We start from the raw sequence: 16459 nt of genomic DNA, 5'->3' as shown, positions 1-16459 counted from the left end.
TTGCCGCACTGCGCTCAGGCGCGTGAGGCATCGATGATTGAACTGGGATTCCGCGAGCTGGTGGAGAATTCGCCCGATACCGTCGAGCGCTATGATCGCGACTGCCGTTTGATCTACGCGAATCCCGCTTTTGCCCGTCTTGTCGGTGTTCCATTGGAGACTCTGCTGGGCAAGACACCTGCGGCCTTTGACGCGATGACTCTGGTGGCCGCCTATGAGGCAAAACTGAGAGAAGTGTTGGAGACTGGCTGCGACGATGAATGGGAATGCGTCTGGCTTGCGCATGATGGCAGCCTGAAGACGACCCATATCCGCCTGGTGGCGGAGCGGGATGAAGCAGGCGAAATATGCGGAGTGCTCGGCATCGGACGCGACATCACGATGCTCAAGGAAACCGAGCGGCAGCTGCGCGAGTCGCGCACCCTGCTGCACCTGCTGACGGCACGCCGCGAAGCGGCCGTCGAGAAGGCGCGCAAGGAGATCGCGCGGGAGATGCATGAAGAATACGGGCAGGCGCTGACCGCGCTGCGCATGAACCTTTCCCTGATCCGTGTTCAGTTCGGCGGCAATCAGCCGGAGTTGAAGGAGAAAGTGCAGGGGGCGCTGGGCCTGCTGGATAGCATCATCCTGAAAGTGCGCGACATGGTCTCCGCCATCCGGCCTTCCTCACTGAACCTGGGCATTGCCTCGGCGCTGGAATGGCTGGCGGAAGACCTCCTGAAGAATACGGATGTCCAATATGAGTTGCGCATCGATAGCCAGCCATTCCAGATGGGCGAGGAACGTTCCACTGCCGTGTTCCGCATCGTGCAGGAGGCTTTGAGGAACGTCATCCGGCATGCGGAGGCGGACAAGGTTGTCATCATCCTGGAGCAGCGCAAGGACGATTGCAGGCTCGAAGTGCGCGACGACGGCAAGGGCTTTGACCTGGATATTTCCAGGCAACAGTCCATGGGGTTGCTCGGTATGGAAGAGCTGAGCCACATGATCGGCGGGGAGCTGGTCATTTTCAGTGCGCCGGGACAGGGAACCGTGGTCGAGGTGTGCATTCCATTCGCTCATCAGGGCGAACAGCTGCGGCTTGTGTAGGGATATCCTCACCCCGCCTTTCTCCGCTCCCTACGCGAAAATCAAGATTGCCTGATATTTTTCCAGTCGTCGGGCGTTCATCATGTCATCACTGACAAATCGATAGCTGCGAGGCCGCTTACTGGTCGAAGCAGATCCAGAAAATACGTGGAGGTAAGGGATGGGTGGTAAACCGATGGCGGGGGCAAAGGATATGACGGTGGCGATGCCATCGGTCATATTGGGGGTGGCGGGTGTCGCGGGTATCTTCGCCGTGGGCGGAACCCAGCCCTTTGCGCTTGGCTGTGCCGCGTTGCTGGCGGTGGCGGCCGCTGTTGCGGCCAGGGTTTCCGCCTCGCACTGCCGACAAACTGTACAGGCTGCGGTGGACGAGGTTCGCGCGAAGCTGGAGACCGACTTGCGCGAAGAGAAGGCAAAGGCCATCAACGGGCTGGATGATCTGTGCGTCGATGTCCTGCCGATCTGGTCCCGCCAGATCGAGATGGCGCGCGGCAACACCGAGGAGGCGATCACCGACCTGACGATACGCTTCGCCAATCTGTCCCAGCGCCTCGAGGCCGCGGTCGCCACCTCGCAGAACACGGCGGGTGCGGGCGGCGATGGTGGCGGCCTGGTCGCGTTGCTCAAAGACAGCCAAGCCGATCTCAATTCCATCATCGCCTCGCTGCGCGCCGCGCTTGAGGTGAAATCGGTGATGCTGAAGGAGATCCAGTCGCTGTCTCACCTCACGGATGCATTGAAGAGCATGGCCCAGGACGTCGGCGATATCGCCAGCCAGACCAACCTGCTGGCGTTGAATGCCGCCATCGAGGCGGCGCGCGCGGGTGAAGTCGGACGCGGATTCGCCGTCGTCGCCGACGAGGTGCGCAAACTTTCCAATCTGTCGGGCGAGACCGGCAAGAAGATCAGCGAGACCGTCGAGACGGTGAACAACGCCATCGCTGCGACGCTGCGAGCTTCCGAGCAATATGCCCGCCAGGACGAAGAAATGGTGGTCAATTCAGAGCGGGTGATCGAGCAGGTGCTCGCACAGTTCCACACCGCCACTTCCGGGCTTTCCGATTCCACCGAGGTGCTGCGCCAGGAGAGCCAGGCTATCGGCAGCGAGATCGCCGAGGTGCTGGTCGCGCTGCAATTCCAGGATCGCGTCAGCCAGATGCTGATGCACGTACGCAACGATCTCGAAAAGCTGGAGAAACATCTGGAAATGCACGAACAGGAACTGGCGGCAGGCCGCCTTTTCGGCCCGATCGACGTTAGTGCCTGGCTGGAAGAACTGTCGCGCACCTACACCATGCCAGAACAGCATGCGGTTCATGGCGGCGGAAGTTCTGGTGCAGCAAGCAAATCGGACGAAATCACTTTTTTCTAGGAGAACAATATGGCTAAGACAATCATGGTAGTGGACGACTCGGCATCGCTGCGTCAGGTGGTGGGCATCGCGCTGAAGGGGGCGGGTTACGACGTGCTCGAGGCATGCGACGGCAAGGATGCGCTGGGCAAGCTCACCGGACAGAAGATCCACCTCATCATCAGCGACGTGAACATGCCCAACATGGATGGCATCACTTTCGTCAAGGAAGCGAAGCAAAAGGCGGAATACAAGTTCACACCCGTGATCATGCTGACCACCGAAGCTGGCGAGGACAAGAAGCAGGCCGGCCAGGCTGCCGGCGCCAAGGCTTGGGTGGTCAAGCCATTCCAGCCCGCTCAGATGCTGGCGGCCGTTTCCAAGCTGGTTCTTCCATAACCGAATACCTGAAGCTCAAGGAGAGTCGTCATGTCAGGCAACGAAAAAACCGATGGGAATGCAGTGCAGTTTGCGGTCGAGGGGGAAATGACGATCTTCCGCGCCGCCGAACTGAAGGCGGCCATGCTGCCGGAAATAGCGCGGGCACAGGAGATCGAGGTCGACCTGTCGCATGTCACCGAGATCGATTCCGCAGGGGTGCAACTCATGGTGGCGGCCAAGCTGGAAGCGATCCTGCGCGGCAAGGAACTGCGCTTTACCGGACACAGCAAACCGGTGCTGGACATGCTGGACTTGTGCGACCTGGGCGGTTTTTTCGGCGACCAGATCATCATTTCCTCTCATGCGTCTTGAGGTAAGTGTCATGAATCTGGACGAAGCACTCAAAACATTCATCATCGAAAGCCGCGAACTGCTGGAGCAGATGGAGGAGGCGTTGCTGCGCATCGAGCAGGAACCGGACGATGCGGAGGTCGTCAATGCGATCTTTCGCGCGGCCCACACCATCAAGGGCTCGGCCGGCCTGTTCGGGCTGGAATACGTCGTGGCCTTCACCCATGTGGCTGAAAGCGTGCTGGACAAGGTGCGCAGCGGGGAATTGCGGGTCGACGCCGACCTGATTGCATTGTTGCTGGAATCTCGCGACCATATCGGCGTGCTGGTCGATCACGCCGCCGAAGGCGAAGAGCCAGGCGATGCCACCAACCAGCACGGAGGCGAACTGATTACGCGGCTCAACGCCTATCTCGGCCACCAGGCCGAGGCGAAACCGGCAGGCATGCCGGTGGAGCACGAGCATAAGTTCGAGAAGGAAGGCGGCGGCAGGGTTGCCACGGATAACTGGCACATCTCTTTGCGTTTCGGCCCGGACCTGTTGTGCAACGGCATGGACCCGCTGGCGTTCATCCGCTACCTGGAGACACTGGGGGAGATCGTCAATGTCGTCACGCTGACCGAGGCCATTCCTGCGCTGTCGGAGATCGATCCGGAATCCTGCTATCTCGGCTTCGAGATCAGCTTCCAGAGCAACGCGGACAAGGCGGCCATCGAAGGCGTGTTCGAATTCGTGCGCGAAGACAGCCAGATCGCGATTATGCCGCCGCATAGCAAGGCATACGAATACCTGAAACTGATCCAGGATCTGCCGGAACAGGAAATGCGCCTCGGGGAGATCCTGGTCAAGTGCGGCACGCTCACACGGGCCGAATTGGAGAATACCCTGCGCGAGCAGGCGCAAAACAGCGAGCATCCGCCGCGTCCGATCGGTGAAGTTCTGGTCGAGAAACACATCGTGCAGGCGACGGTGGTGGAAGCCGCGCTGGAGAAACAGAAACAGGTCAAGGAGAGCAAGAGCGCCGAGGCCAGTCTGATCCGCGTGGATGCGGAAAAGCTGGATCAGCTCATCAACCTGGTCGGCGAACTGACCATCGCCGGCGCTGGCGCCAGCCTGGCCGCGCAACGTTCAGGCATTCCCGAACTGCAGGAAGCGACTGCCACCATGTCGCGGCTGGTGGAAGAGGTGCGTGACTCCGCGCTCACCCTGCGCATGGTGCAGATCGGCGGAACCTTCAACCGTTTCCAGCGCGTGGTGCGCGACGTCAGCAAGGAACTTGGCAAGGACATCCGCCTCGAGATCAGCGGCGCCGAAACCGAACTGGACAAGACTGTGGTGGAGAAGATCGGAGACCCGCTGACCCACCTGGTGCGCAATTCAATGGACCATGGCATCGAGCCAGCCGAGGTGCGCGTGGCTAACGGCAAGCCGGCGCACGGTTCGCTCAAGCTCAATGCCTACCACGATTCCGGCAGCATCGTCATCGAAGTCATCGACGACGGCGGCGGACTGAAGAAGGACAGGATCCTGATGAAGGCCATCGAGCGCGGCCTGGTGCAACCGGATGCGAACTTGAGCGACAAGGAGATCTTCAACCTGATCTTCGAGCCAGGCTTTTCCACCGCCGATGCGATCAGCAACCTGTCGGGACGCGGCGTCGGCATGGACGTAGTCAAGCGCAACATCATGGCGCTGCGCGGCACTGTGGATCTCGACAGCGTGGAAGGGCAGGGCACTACGGTGAGCATCCGCCTGCCGCTGACGCTGGCGATCATCGACGGCTTCCTGGTCAGCGTCGGCAAGTCCTCGTTCGTCATACCGCTCGACCTGGTGGTGGAGTGCATCGAACTCTCCGACGAAGACCGCAGCGCCGCCGGGGAGCGCAATTACCTGTCGCTGCGCGGCCAGGTGCTGCCTTACCTGCGCCTGCGCGACCAGTTCGATATCGAGGGCGACCGGGTGCGGCGCGAGAACGTCGTGGTGGTGCAGTACGGCAACGCCCGTGCCGGTCTGGTGGTGGACACCCTGCAAGGCGAATTCCAGACGGTCATCAAGCCGCTGGGACGCATCTTCAGCCATATCAACGGCATCGGCGGCTCCACCATCCTGGGCAGCGGTGAAGTGGCGCTGATCCTCGACGTGCCGCGCCTGGTGCAGCAGGTCTCGTCCAAGGGCGAACGCAGCATGTTCGAGGCATGATGAGGAAGCGGCGATAGGAATATTTTCAGGAGGAAATGATGAATGCATTGGTAACAACAGAAAGACCGACCGCAGTGGCCAAGTTGGCGGAGATACAGCAGTTCCTGACCTTCGCGCTGGGCAGCGAGATGTTCGCAGTCGGCACGCTGAGCGTGAAAGAGATCATCGAGTACGGCCACTTGACCGAAGTGCCGATGATGCCAAATTTCATCCGCGGAGTGATCAACCTGCGCGGCGCGGTGGTGCCGGTGGTCGATCTCGGCGCACGCTTCGGTCGCGGCGAAACGCAGGTCACGCGGCGCACTTGCATCGTCATCATCGAGGTGCCGAGCGGCGAAGAGAAGCAGGACATCGGTGTGGTGGTGGATGCGGTGAGCGAGGTGCTGGAGATTCCTGCGACCGAGATCGAACCGCCGCCCGCCTTCGGCGCCAAGATACGCACCGATTTCATCCATGGCATGGGCAAGGTCAACGGCAAGTTCGTGATCCTGCTCGATGTGGGCAAGGTCCTGTCGGTGGAAGAGATATCCACGCTGGCATCCGTCGCCGGACAGGGCCATCAGGCCGATGCCGGACGGGTCGCGATTCAGTAACGGTTGTTAATATTTTTTGAAGAGGGGTGTGAAATGTTCAAGAACTTGAAAATAGGTATGCGGTTGGGGATCGGTTTCGCCCTGGTGTTGATCCTGCTGGCAGTCATCTCGGTGGTTTCCTATCTCCGGGTCGGACAGATCAGTACAGAGATCGACGATTTGATCCATGACAAATTTCCCAAGACGGTCATTGCCAACGACATCATTGCCGATATCAACGTGATTGCGCGCGCCTTGCGCAACTCGGTGCTGGTGACCCAGCCGGATGATGTGCAGAAAGAACTCCAGCGCGTGGAAGAGGCGCGCAAGCAGATCGCTGAGGGCTTCGACAAACTGGACAAATTGATCACTTCGGAAGAGGGGCAGAAAGTACTCGACAAGGCGATGGAAGCGCGCAAGAACTTCGTCGATGACCAGGACAAGTTCCTCGAGCTGCAGAAGGCCGGCAAGCGCGACGAGGCGGTCAGCCTGATGATCAATGTGATGCGCAAATCGCAAGGCGACTACATCGAAGCCATGAACAATGTGATCACATTCCAGTCCGACCTGATGAAGAAGACCGGAGAAGATGCGGACAAGGTCGCCACACAGACCCAGACGCTCATCCTGATTCTCGGCCTCGCAGCTTTCGCGATTGCGATCGCCTTCGCATGGTGGATCACGCGCAGCATCACCAAGCCGATCAATGAGGCGGTCGGCGTGGCGAACCAGTTGGCCAACGGCGATCTGACGGCACGGATCGAAGTGACGAGCAAGGACGAGACCGGCCAGTTGCTGTCTGCGATGCAGGAGATGACTAACAAGCTTTCTCAGGTGATCGGTGAAGTGCGCAGCTCGGCCGACGCGTTGTCGAGCGCATCGGAAGAGGTGTCGGCCACTGCACAGAGCATGAGCCAGGCTTCGAGCGAACAGGCTGCGAGCGTGGAAGAGACTAGCGCCTCCGTCGAGCAGATGAGCGCCTCGATCAACCAGAATGCCGAGAACGCCAAGGTCACCAACGGCATGGCGGAGTCGGCTTCCAATCAAGCCAACGAAGGAGGCCAGGCGGTCAAGGAAACCGTTGTCGCGATGAAGAGCATCGCCGACAAGATTGGCATCATCGACGACATCGCCTACCAGACCAACCTGCTGGCGCTGAACGCGGCGATCGAAGCGGCGCGTGCCGGCGAGCACGGCAAGGGCTTCGCCGTGGTGGCAGCCGAAGTGCGCAAGCTGGCGGAACGCAGCCAGGTGGCTGCGCAGGAGATCGGCGAAGTGGCGAAGGGCAGCGTGGGCCTGGCCGAACGTGCAGGCAAGCTGCTGGACGAAATGGTGCCCAGCATCGGCAAGACCTCCGACCTGGTGCAGGAGATCGCGGCAGCGTCGAACGAGCAATCGTCCGGCGTGGGCCAGATCAACACCGCGATGAACCAGCTCAACCAGATCACGCAGCAGAACGCCAGCTCCTCCGAGGAACTGGCAGCGACCGCAGAAGAGATGAGCAGCCAGGCGGAGAATCTGCAGCAGCTGGTCGGTTTCTTCAAGGTCGACAGCGCATCTGTGGTCTCCGCAGCACGCTCGGAAGCCAAGGTAATACCGATGTACGCCGCCGCCAAGCCGGTGAAGGCAAAGGCGATGCCGGTGGCCGGCGACGTGGACGAAAGCCACTTCCAGCGGTTCTAAGCAGCACTAACTGGGGTCAACCGGAAACGGTTGGCCCTGGCCTGATCTTTCAGCGTGTGAGAGTTCAGGCCAGGGTTCTGAACGACGACAGCATCCTCAGCTGCCGGAGCGATGTCGCATATACTTGTGTCAGCCGTGGCTGGTACCAGGCGTGGCAAAGAGATCCCGAACGAATTTGAACGAGAAAAATCATGAATCGCATCTATTTCAGCATCATCATAGCGGCTTCGTCATCATTGCTTTGCGCCACGGCAAATGCCGTGGGGGATACCTGCCCCAACTTCAACGAATCCACTCTGAGTGGCGATTGGGACGGTAGCCGTTCCAGGCTGTGCGAAAAGGGCGTAACCGTCGAGCTCACCCACAAGAGCGACCTGTTGGCCAACACATCGGGGGGTATCGCTCGAGGCGCGGTGGTATTGATGAACAGCGAAGCCGCGGTCAGTATGGACCTGGACAAGCTGGCGGGCTGGAACGGTACCAGTGCTTACGTCCAGTATCACGTACAGCACGGGAACCGGTCCATCAATGCGTACAGCGGCAGCTTCGCCGGCATCACCAACATTGAAGCCGTCACCAGCACCGGCCAGTTCTTCCAGGCATGGATGCAGAAGAATTTCGCCGACAACAGGCTCTCACTGCTGGGCGGCCTGTACGCTATCGACTCCGAGTTCTACGTTAACGATGTTTCCGGACTGTTCCTTCAGCCGCCCTATGGTATGGCGGCCGAAATGGCCCAGACTGGGCGCAACGGCCCGCCAGTATTTCCCATGGGCGCACTGGGCGTGCGCCTGAAATACACCGGTGATGGCTACTATGCGCAGGCCGCCGTCACCGACGGCGTGCCCGGTGATCCCAATAATCCGCATGGGACGCAGATCAGGCTGGGCAAGGGGGATGGCACCCTCGCGGTGGCAGAGTTCGGCTATACCCCGGAAGTGGCGGAAGGCCAGTACAACAAGACCGCCGTCGGCCTTTGGCGCTACACCGCCCGTGCCAACGATCTCGTCGACGTCGATGCCTTTGGCAACCCGGTTCAGCGCTTCGATCGGGGCGGTTACGTCCTCACGGAGCGCACACTGATGGCCGAGCCGGGAGACCCGGCTCAAGGGCTGGCGGGTTTTGCTCGCGTGGGTTTCGTCAACAAGGATGCTTGGCAGGTCGACTGGTCTGGCAGCGCCGGACTGAGCTATCTGGGGCTGTTCGACGGCCGTGACGGTGACACTGCCGGCATCGCGGTCACCACCAGCCACTCCAGCGGCAAATACCGCTTGCAACAGTGGCTGCAGAACGCGGTGGCCGTTAAATCAGCGGAGACCATCGTCGAGCTCACCTACCGCGCACAGCTCAATGGCTGGTTTGCCTTGCAGCCGACCGTGCAATACGTCCGCAATCCCAACATGGATCCGGCCCTGAAGGATGCCTGGGTGGCAGGGGCGCGGATCGAGGTCGCGTTCTAGGGAATAATAATCAGAAGAGGTCTGGCGTTCGCATTCGCCCGAGTCGTAAACAAATTGATTCGCAATCTGTAAATGGAATTGCGGACAGCGATGCGAACTGTATCGAGGAGTGAGGCAAAGTCGTGGAAGTTAAATTGGAAGCATCGTCGGCCCCTAGCAACGGGCTGACAAGGATGGCGATCGCCAACGAGCACGTCAAGGAAGTCCTGCGGGTCTCCGCCGAAGTCAATCTGGTGGCGCTGAATGCCATGCTGGCCGCACACAGCGCCGGCGAAGGCTCGCGCGGCTTCGGTGTGGTCTCCTCCGAATTGCGCGCATTGAGCCGCAGTCTGGATCGCGAAATGCTCAATCTGGTGGAGACTTTTTCGGGTGTGGTACGGGATACGGCAGGGCTGCAAAAACAGCGCCGGATACTATGGCTGCTGAACCGCGCGAACCAGGGTGATCAGGCAGCAAGCCTGCTTGGGGACCTTTTGTCACGCAAGGGGAACGAATTGCACGAAGCGGGCCGGATGATCCGCGACCGGCAACTGGCCGTGGGTGCTCAGGTGGATCGCACACTCAGACTGTGCGCCACAGGCCATGCGCTGGCGCGCAGCGCCAAGATCGAAGCAGTATATGGTGGTTCGATGGTGGTGACGCTGCGTCAGGTGGCTAACCAGATCGAAGAAGCGGTGAGCCATATCCTGGCGACACTGAAACAGATCCAAGTACAAATGGCGGGTTGAGGCAATGAAGACTTTTCAGTACATCTATGAGGCCGGGGCGCACAAATGGGGTGCCATCACGCGCGACCCGACGAAGCCGGATTGCCTGATCGATACCAACGAATATCTGATCGTGAACGGAGATCGGGGGCTGATGACGGATCCGGGCGGTTCGGAGATATTCCCGGACGTATTTCTGGCGCTCAGTGCAGAATTCGACCCCGCCAAGGTCACCCACTTGTTTGCATCGCACCAAGACCCGGACATCATTTCGTCGCTGGCGCTCTGGCTCGAATTCAATCCTGAATTGCAGTGTTATCTGAGCTGGTTGTGGAACACCTTCGTTCCACATTTCGGCGGCAACGCGGATACCTTCATCTCCATTCCGGACGAGGGCATGCCTTTGGCGCTGGGAGACCTGACCTTGCAGGCGGTTCCGGCCCATTATCTGCACTCGTCGGGCAACTTCCATTTGTATGACCCTGCTGCCAAGATCCTGTTTTCCGGGGATATCGGCGCCGCATTGTTGCCGCCGGGTGAGGATGATCTGTTCGTGAAGAACTTCGATCGCCATATCCGCAATGCGGAAGGTTTCCACCGCCGCTGGATGGGTTCCAACGAGGCCAAGCTGGACTGGTGCGAACGGGTCAGCAAGCTGGAGATCGACATGTTGTGTCCGCAACACGGAGCGATCTATCAAGGCAAGGATGTGGGGCGCTTCATCGACTGGCTCGCCGCGTTGCCGGTAGGCAGCGGAATTCGCGCCCGGGGCTAGTCATGGATGGCGTGGTCGCAACATCGGTGCTATCGTCCATGCAACTCTAGACGACCATGTGGATGGGGGCGGCGAGGCGTTGCTGGATGACCCGACTCAAAGGACAGGAAAAAAATGAAGGTAAGCACAGTGAATCAGCTGGCACTCAGCGACCAGGAGTTCCGTCAGTTCCAGACGATGATCTACGACATCGCAGGGATCAGCATGTCGCCCGCCAAGAAGCCGCTGGTCAGCGGGCGGCTGGCGAAGCGCGTCAAGCAACACGGTCTGAACAGCTACGGCGACTATTTCCGCATCCTGATGCAAAAGGACAAGCGCGACGAGTTACAGGTAGCCATCGACCTGTTGACCACCAACGAGACTTATTTCTTCCGTGAACCCAAGCACTTCGATTTCATGCGCCAGCATGTGCCCGCGCTGCGCCGTCCGGGGAAACCTTTTCGCATCTGGAGCGCGGCGAGTTCGTCCGGCGAGGAACCGTACACCATCGCGATGGTGCTGGCCGATGTGCTGGGCGACGATGCCTGGGAGGTGATTGGCTCGGACATCAGCAGCCGGGTGTTGGAAAAAGCGCGCGGCGGACATTACCCCATGACGCGCATCGAAGGCATCCCGCGCCATTACTTGAGCCGTTTCTGCCTGAAGGGAACGGGGCCGCAGGAGGGTACCTTCCTGGTCGATCGCAACCTGCGCAACCGGGTATCGTTCCAGCAGGTGAACCTCAACGAGAATTTACCCAAGCTGGGCGAGTTCGACATGATCTTCCTGCGCAACGTGATGATCTATTTCGACATGGAAACCAAGCAGCAGGTGGTGGCGCGCATGCTGCCGCTGCTGCGCCCAGGCGGCTATTTTGTGGTCAGTCATTCGGAAAGCCTGAATGGCATCACCGACGCACTCAAGATCGTCTCGCCCTCCATTTACCGCAAGCCAGATGCGTAAACCCGATCATGTGATCGAAATATTCCTGCAGCCGGGGGATTTCTACTTCGGCGACAAGGATACGCGGATCCGTACCGTGCTGGGTTCTTGCGTTTCCATCTCGATGTGGCATCCGCAGAAGCTGATCGGCGGCATGTGCCACTACATGCTGCCCACTCGCGGGCATCGCCGGGCAGGCGAGCTGGACGGGAAGTATGCCGACGAGGCGATGGAGATGTTCATGCGCGAGATACGCGCCGCCCATACCGAACCTTCCGAATATCAGGTCAAGATTTTCGGGGCCGGAAACATGTTCCCATCGACCGGCAAAACCAGGAAACACGGCTGCCAGCGCTGCACTCCGGAGGCGGCCTACCTCAAGCCGGAAGGCGTCTGTCCCAAGGTACATTGCCGCAACGGTCAGGTAGCCCATTACCTGGTGCAGAAGTACGGATTTTCGATACATGCCAAACATCTCGGCGGAGAAGGGCACCGTCAATTATTCTTCGATGTCTGGAGCGGCTATGCATGGATGAAGCACGTTCCGGCTACTTCCGGTATTCCAATGAAAGGGACAGGTCAGGGATGAGCAAGATCAGGGTGTTGATCGTGGACGATTCGGCGGTAGTGCGGCAGGTGCTTACCGCGATGCTATCCGAGGATACGGACATAGAGGTGGTCGGTGTCGCTTCCGATCCTCTGTTCGCCATGGAGAAGATGGCAAAGCTGTGGCCGGATGTGATCGTCATGGATGTGGAAATGCCGCGCATGGACGGCATCACTTTCTTGAGGAAGATCATGACGGAACACCCTACGCCGGTCGTGATTTGCTCCACGCTCACCGAGAAGGGCGCGGAGACGACCATGCAGGCCCTGTCGGCCGGGGCGGTGAGCATCGTCACCAAGCCCAAGGTCGGATTGAAGAGTTATCTGCAGGACGCGTCGGACAATCTGATCCATACCGTCAAGGCAGCCGCACGCGCCAACGTGAAGCGGTTGGGTGATCCGGCCAAGGCATTGCAGGTCGCGCCGAAATTGACGGCGGATGCGATTTTGCCAGCTAGCACAAGCGCCATGGCGCAGACCACGGAAGCGGTGGTGGCGATAGGCACCTCGACGGGCGGTACGCAGGCGCTGGAAGCGGTGTTGACCAAGTTGCCGCGAGTCTCTCCCGGCATCGTCATCGTGCAGCACATGCCGGAGAAATTCACCGAGGCCTTCGCCAACCGACTCAACGGCATCTGCCAGATTGAGGTGCGCGAAGCCAGGACCGGCGATCGCGTGATGCCGGGGCTGGCGCTGATCGCGCCGGGCGGGCGGCATATGATGCTGAAACGCAGCGGTGCCTATTACCACGTGGATGTGGTGGATGGGCCGCTGGTGAATCGCCATCGTCCTTCCGTCGATGTGCTGTTCCGTTCGGCGGCGAAGTGCGCCGGGTCGAATGCCCTGGGCATCATCATGACCGGCATGGGCGACGATGGGGCGCGCGGACTGAAAGAGATGCGCGATGCCGGCGCCAGAACCATTGCGCAGAACGAAGAGACCTGTGTCGTTTACGGGATGCCCAAGGAGGCAGTCAAACTGGATGCGGTAGACCGGATAATGCCTCTCGGAGATATTCCTCATGCGATTCGGACGGCCACGGCCGGAAGGATGTAACGAGTGATTAAGCGGGGTAATCCGTCTCAATATCGGGGATTGTTTGCGTCATGGCATTGTTACGATGGCGTGATGACCTATACAGTAGCCGTATAAACTTAAACAGCCAGAGCCATAACCATGAAGAAAAGAAAACCGCTTCGCATCCCCGTCACGCGCGGCCTGAAAGATATCTACGCGATGGACATGCACCTTGCCTACCAGGCCGCCTGTCTCGGCCAGTTCAATGTCATGTCCTTCGGTCGTTTGGCGGCGGCGCTCTCGGTGGTGCGGTCGGCGCTCGAGCGGAATCAGACCACGAACCCCGACGCCGTCCCCACGCTGGACGCTTCCATCGAAACCCTGCTTGAAGTGAGGCGGCGCGGCGATGAAACGGATGTGTGGGAAATCACCGAGAGCGAGCGTCCTTCCGTGCTGGCCGGTATCGACATGGCCGAGGAATGCATCGGAACGCTGGATGTCGCATTGCTGGAACGAACCGCGGCAACGCTGCTCAAGCAAGTTTCAGGAGAGTAGGGTTAGAGCCGGAATCGAAATATTTTCGTACAGTTCGTACAAATAAAAAGGCCACTCTTCCGAGTGGTCTAAGTGTCTGGTTTGATTGGTGGGCGATACTGGGTTCGAACCAGTGACCCCTGCCGTGTGAAGGCAGTGCTCTACCGCTGAGCTAACCGCCCAATCAAGCGGCGCGCATTTAACCACAGCTGTATGTGCCGGTCAATTTGTTTATGAGATAGCGTGCATCTGGCGTAAAATGCGCGCCTTGTTTTTTGCCATCCCGTTTTTCATTATGACGACCATACGCACCCGTTTCGCCCCCAGCCCCACCGGTTACCTGCACATCGGTGGCGCGCGCACCGCGTTGTTCTCCTGGGCTTATGCACGCAAGCACGGGGGCACGTTCATTCTGCGCATCGAAGATACCGATGTGGAACGCTCCACTCCGGAAGCCGTGCAAGCCATCCTGGACGGGATGAACTGGCTCAATCTGAACTACGACGAAGGTCCGTTCTATCAGATGCGCCGCATGCCGCGCTACAAGGAAGTCATCCAGCAGATGCTGGATGCCGGGCATGCCTATTATTGCTACACCACGCCCGAAGAGCTCGATGCCCTGCGCGAAGCACAACGCGCGCGCGGCGAGAAGCCGCGCTACGACGGACGCTGGCGTCCGGAGCCGGGCAAGGTGTTGCCGACGCCGCCCGAAGGCATCCAGCCGGTGGTGCGCTTCAAGACGCCGATCTCCGGCTCGACTTCATGGAACGACCTAGTCAAGGGGCAGATCGTTTTCGACAATAGCGAGCTCGACGATCTCATCGTTGCACGCGGCGATGGCACGCCGACCTACAACTTCTGTGTGGTGGTGGACGACTGGGACATGGGCATCACCCATGTCATCCGCGGCGACGATCATGTCAACAACACGCCTCGCCAGATCAATATCCTCAAGGCGCTGGGCGCGACGGTGCCGCAATACGCGCACCTGTCGATGATCCTCGGCGACGACGGCACCAAGCTGTCCAAGCGCCACGGCGCCGTGAGCGTGATGCAATACGACGAGGATGGCTATCTGCCCGAGGCGGTCATCAACTATCTCGCCCGCCTGGGCTGGTCGCACGGCGATGAGGAGGTCTTTTCGGTGGAGCAGTTCTGCCAATGGTTCGATCTCGACCACATCACGCCCTCCGCCGCCCAGTTCAACACCGAGAAGCTGAACTGGCTGAACAATCATTACCTCAAGCTGACCGACAACGAGCGGCTGGCGGAAATGGTTCGCCCTCGCCTCGAAGTGCGCGACATCAAGGTTTCCGACAGCCCTGCGCTCTCTGCCATCTGTGGCCTGTATAAAGAGCGTGTCGCGACACTGAACGAACTGGCCGATGCGGCAGAAGTGTTCTACATCGACTTGCATCCGGAGGCTGCGCTGCTGGATGCCCAGCTTTCTGCAGAGGCCATCCCGGCTTTCGGTGATCTGATGCAGCTATTCACCACCGTTGCATGGGATGCTGCGTCCATCGGCGCCGCCATCAAGGAAGTCATCGGCAAGCATGGCTTGAAAATGCCCAAGCTCGCCATGCCGTTGCGCGTGATGCTGACAGGGCAGACCCAGACGCCTTCCGTTGATGCCTTGGTGGCGCTGTTCCCGCGCGAGATGGTGTTGGCGCGTATCGAAAAGAACCTTGCGAAAAAAACCGCGTGATCCGCTTTACAAGGTAGGGGCGCATCACTATAATGCGCGCTCTTTTCGGGGCATCACCCTGGGGGTATAGCTCAGCTGGGAGAGCGCTTGCATGGCATGCAAGAGGTCAGCGGTTCGATCCCGCTTACCTCCACCAAGAAAAGAAACGAAGTCCCCTTCGTCTAGAGGCCTAGGACACCGCCCTTTCACGGCGATAACACGAGTTCGAATCTCGTAGGGGACGCCAATTCGGTTGCACGTTGTTTCAGGACGCTGCAGCGGCATAACGACGAAAAATCAGACAAATAGCCCTTCGGGGCTTTTTTGTTGCTGACAGCGTTGTTGTGCATTCACAGGTTTTAAGAAGTCCCCTTCGTCTAGAGGCCTAGGACACCGCCCTTTCACGGCGATAACACGAGTTCGAATCTCGTAGGGGACGCCAAACATCAAAGAGCCAGGTTAACCCTGGCTCTTCGCTTTTGTGGCGCATCGACGTGCGACGTCAAAATGGACAGAGCAACGTTGCCCCTCGCTTGTATGCCGCGTTTCCGCTGGCCTCATCTGCCGTTGCCGCAAATAAACACCTGAATATCCCGCTGTTCATCCGTTCGCTTACGGGCTGAATCCGGATAATGAGAGCATCCTTCCTACATTCCTGTAATGATTCTTCCTACAAGAGAATTATTCTTTTTCTGATTTTTTCTTTTCATCACCCCGCGCAAAATGCAGTCGTCGAATCAAGACGTCAATTTCAATAGCGGGGGGAGTGAAAATGAACATCAGCCAATTGCACCAGGAAATCAAGCACACCAATCTGGCCTTCATGCAGCTCAGTCAGCAAATGATCCGTGCAGACAAGGCTCATGCCGTTTCCAGTCTTGGCATGAGCGAGGAGATGGCGGATCTGGTCGCCGGACTCTCCGAGGAGCAACTCATCAAGCTATCCACCGCCAATATGTTCCTGTGCTGCTTCCACTTCGATGACAGCGTGTTGCTCAATATGCTGACCGGTTACAGCAAAGACACGCAAACAGGGAAAATTGCTGTTGCAAGCAGGAAGGAAGAACTCATCGCCGCTTAGGCTCGATGACTCGGGGCGGGGCACGATAGGGCGCTCCCGCCTTGCCC

The 16459-nt window shown here is 59.2% G+C and carries 15 protein-coding genes, 4 tRNA genes and 1 pseudogene; 19 read left to right on the top strand and 1 reads right to left on the bottom strand.

What is annotated here, in order from left to right; translation table 11 throughout:
• Nucleotides 1–33: 33 nt before the first annotated feature.
• The 14 genes and pseudogenes from FGKAn22_RS07360 to FGKAn22_RS07295 all read left to right on the top strand — a co-directional run bounded on the left by FGKAn22_RS07360 (nt 34) and on the right by FGKAn22_RS07295 (nt 13668).
• A complete protein-coding gene (locus tag FGKAn22_RS07360) occupies nt 34–1089 on the top strand; it encodes a PAS domain-containing sensor histidine kinase (RefSeq protein ID WP_212784967.1) in 1056 nt (351 codons plus the stop codon).
• 754 nt (nt 1090–1843) lie between these two features.
• Nucleotides 1844–2128: pseudogene (locus FGKAn22_RS12625) on the top strand (methyl-accepting chemotaxis protein); the annotation flags it as partial.
• A gap of 342 nt (nt 2129–2470) precedes the next feature.
• On the top strand, nt 2471–2839 hold the full coding sequence (locus FGKAn22_RS07350) for a response regulator (protein WP_212784965.1): 369 nt from the start codon (nt 2471–2473) through the stop codon (nt 2837–2839).
• A 30-nt stretch (nt 2840–2869) separates the two neighbouring features.
• Nucleotides 2870–3193 carry an STAS domain-containing protein gene (locus FGKAn22_RS07345; RefSeq protein ID WP_212784964.1) on the top strand — a complete coding sequence of 108 codons (324 nt, stop codon included), beginning with the start codon at nt 2870–2872 and terminating at the stop codon, nt 3191–3193.
• Between the two features lie 10 nt (nt 3194–3203).
• Complete coding sequence (locus tag FGKAn22_RS07340; RefSeq protein WP_212784963.1) at nt 3204–5372, top strand: chemotaxis protein CheA; 2169 nt, start codon at nt 3204–3206, stop codon at nt 5370–5372.
• Nucleotides 5373–5410: 38 nt separating this feature from the next.
• Nucleotides 5411–5965, top strand: a complete 555-nt coding sequence (locus tag FGKAn22_RS07335; protein WP_212784962.1) for a chemotaxis protein CheW — start codon at nt 5411–5413, stop codon at nt 5963–5965.
• A gap of 33 nt (nt 5966–5998) precedes the next feature.
• The gene (locus tag FGKAn22_RS07330; protein ID WP_212784961.1) at nt 5999–7627 is read left to right on the top strand and encodes a methyl-accepting chemotaxis protein; all 1629 of its coding nucleotides are present in this window, start codon (nt 5999–6001) and stop codon (nt 7625–7627) included.
• A gap of 191 nt (nt 7628–7818) precedes the next feature.
• Entirely contained in the window at nt 7819–9087 is a 1269-nt protein-coding gene (locus FGKAn22_RS07325; protein ID WP_212784960.1) for a carbohydrate porin, read from the top strand.
• 122 nt (nt 9088–9209) lie between these two features.
• Nucleotides 9210–9815 carry a hypothetical protein gene (locus FGKAn22_RS07320; protein WP_212784959.1) on the top strand — a complete coding sequence of 202 codons (606 nt, stop codon included), beginning with the start codon at nt 9210–9212 and terminating at the stop codon, nt 9813–9815.
• 4 nt (nt 9816–9819) lie between these two features.
• Complete coding sequence (locus FGKAn22_RS07315) at nt 9820–10569, top strand: oxygen-binding di-iron domain-containing protein (RefSeq protein WP_212784958.1); 750 nt, start codon at nt 9820–9822, stop codon at nt 10567–10569.
• A 129-nt stretch (nt 10570–10698) separates the two neighbouring features.
• Entirely contained in the window at nt 10699–11511 is an 813-nt protein-coding gene (locus FGKAn22_RS07310) for a CheR family methyltransferase (protein WP_246487362.1), read from the top strand.
• Nucleotides 11504–12079, top strand: a complete 576-nt coding sequence (locus FGKAn22_RS07305) for a chemotaxis protein CheD (RefSeq protein WP_212784956.1) — start codon at nt 11504–11506, stop codon at nt 12077–12079. Before FGKAn22_RS07310 ends, FGKAn22_RS07305 begins: the two co-directional genes overlap by 8 nt.
• A complete protein-coding gene (locus tag FGKAn22_RS07300) occupies nt 12076–13152 on the top strand; it encodes a protein-glutamate methylesterase/protein-glutamine glutaminase (RefSeq protein WP_212784955.1) in 1077 nt (358 codons plus the stop codon). The genes FGKAn22_RS07305 and FGKAn22_RS07300 overlap by 4 nt, the downstream gene beginning before the upstream one ends.
• A 120-nt stretch (nt 13153–13272) precedes the next feature.
• Nucleotides 13273–13668 carry a hypothetical protein gene (locus FGKAn22_RS07295; RefSeq protein WP_212784954.1) on the top strand — a complete coding sequence of 132 codons (396 nt, stop codon included), beginning with the start codon at nt 13273–13275 and terminating at the stop codon, nt 13666–13668.
• An 86-nt stretch (nt 13669–13754) separates the two neighbouring features.
• Here the strand turns inward: FGKAn22_RS07295 and FGKAn22_RS07290 are convergent.
• Nucleotides 13755–13829, bottom strand: a tRNA-Val gene (locus FGKAn22_RS07290).
• Nucleotides 13830–13942: 113 nt separating this feature from the next.
• Between FGKAn22_RS07290 and gltX the strand changes: the two genes are divergently transcribed.
• The 5 genes from gltX to flhD all read left to right on the top strand — a co-directional run bounded on the left by gltX (nt 13943) and on the right by flhD (nt 16412).
• Nucleotides 13943–15352, top strand: coding sequence for a glutamate--tRNA ligase (gene gltX, locus FGKAn22_RS07285; RefSeq protein WP_212784953.1), 1410 nt, complete (start codon nt 13943–13945; stop codon nt 15350–15352).
• 60 nt (nt 15353–15412) lie between these two features.
• Nucleotides 15413–15488, top strand: a tRNA-Ala gene (locus tag FGKAn22_RS07280).
• A gap of 14 nt (nt 15489–15502) precedes the next feature.
• A tRNA-Glu gene (locus tag FGKAn22_RS07275) sits at nt 15503–15578 on the top strand.
• A gap of 119 nt (nt 15579–15697) precedes the next feature.
• Nucleotides 15698–15773 (top strand) — tRNA-Glu (locus FGKAn22_RS07270).
• A 330-nt stretch (nt 15774–16103) separates the two neighbouring features.
• Nucleotides 16104–16412 carry a flagellar transcriptional regulator FlhD gene (gene flhD, locus FGKAn22_RS07265; protein ID WP_212784952.1) on the top strand — a complete coding sequence of 103 codons (309 nt, stop codon included), beginning with the start codon at nt 16104–16106 and terminating at the stop codon, nt 16410–16412.
• Nucleotides 16413–16459 lie beyond the last annotated feature (47 nt).

The organism is Ferrigenium kumadai, assembly GCF_018324385.1.
GTDB classification, from domain to species: Bacteria; Pseudomonadota; Gammaproteobacteria; order Burkholderiales; family Gallionellaceae; genus Gallionella; species Gallionella kumadai.
Note: the sequence above shows the minus strand (reverse complement) of the source record. Positions and strands in the feature narration are given on the sequence as shown.

Bases quoted from the DNA above. Each gene is read 5' to 3' on its own strand.
- FGKAn22_RS07360 (WP_212784967.1), top strand. From the start codon at position 34: ATGATTGAACTGGGATTCCGCGAGCTGGTGGAGAATTCGCCCGATACC.
- FGKAn22_RS07350 (WP_212784965.1), top strand. From the start codon at position 2,471: ATGGCTAAGACAATCATGGTAGTGGACGACTCGGCATCGCTGCGTCAG.
- FGKAn22_RS07345 (WP_212784964.1), top strand. From the start codon at position 2,870: ATGTCAGGCAACGAAAAAACCGATGGGAATGCAGTGCAGTTTGCGGTC.
- FGKAn22_RS07340 (WP_212784963.1), top strand. From the start codon at position 3,204: ATGAATCTGGACGAAGCACTCAAAACATTCATCATCGAAAGCCGCGAA.
- FGKAn22_RS07335 (WP_212784962.1), top strand. From the start codon at position 5,411: ATGAATGCATTGGTAACAACAGAAAGACCGACCGCAGTGGCCAAGTTG.
- FGKAn22_RS07330 (WP_212784961.1), top strand. From the start codon at position 5,999: ATGTTCAAGAACTTGAAAATAGGTATGCGGTTGGGGATCGGTTTCGCC.
- FGKAn22_RS07325 (WP_212784960.1), top strand. From the start codon at position 7,819: ATGAATCGCATCTATTTCAGCATCATCATAGCGGCTTCGTCATCATTG.
- FGKAn22_RS07315 (WP_212784958.1), top strand. From the start codon at position 9,820: ATGAAGACTTTTCAGTACATCTATGAGGCCGGGGCGCACAAATGGGGT.
- FGKAn22_RS07305 (WP_212784956.1), top strand. From the start codon at position 11,504: ATGCGTAAACCCGATCATGTGATCGAAATATTCCTGCAGCCGGGGGAT.
- FGKAn22_RS07300 (WP_212784955.1), top strand. From the start codon at position 12,076: ATGAGCAAGATCAGGGTGTTGATCGTGGACGATTCGGCGGTAGTGCGG.
- FGKAn22_RS07295 (WP_212784954.1), top strand. From the start codon at position 13,273: ATGAAGAAAAGAAAACCGCTTCGCATCCCCGTCACGCGCGGCCTGAAA.
- gltX (WP_212784953.1), top strand. From the start codon at position 13,943: ATGACGACCATACGCACCCGTTTCGCCCCCAGCCCCACCGGTTACCTG.
- flhD (WP_212784952.1), top strand. From the start codon at position 16,104: ATGAACATCAGCCAATTGCACCAGGAAATCAAGCACACCAATCTGGCC.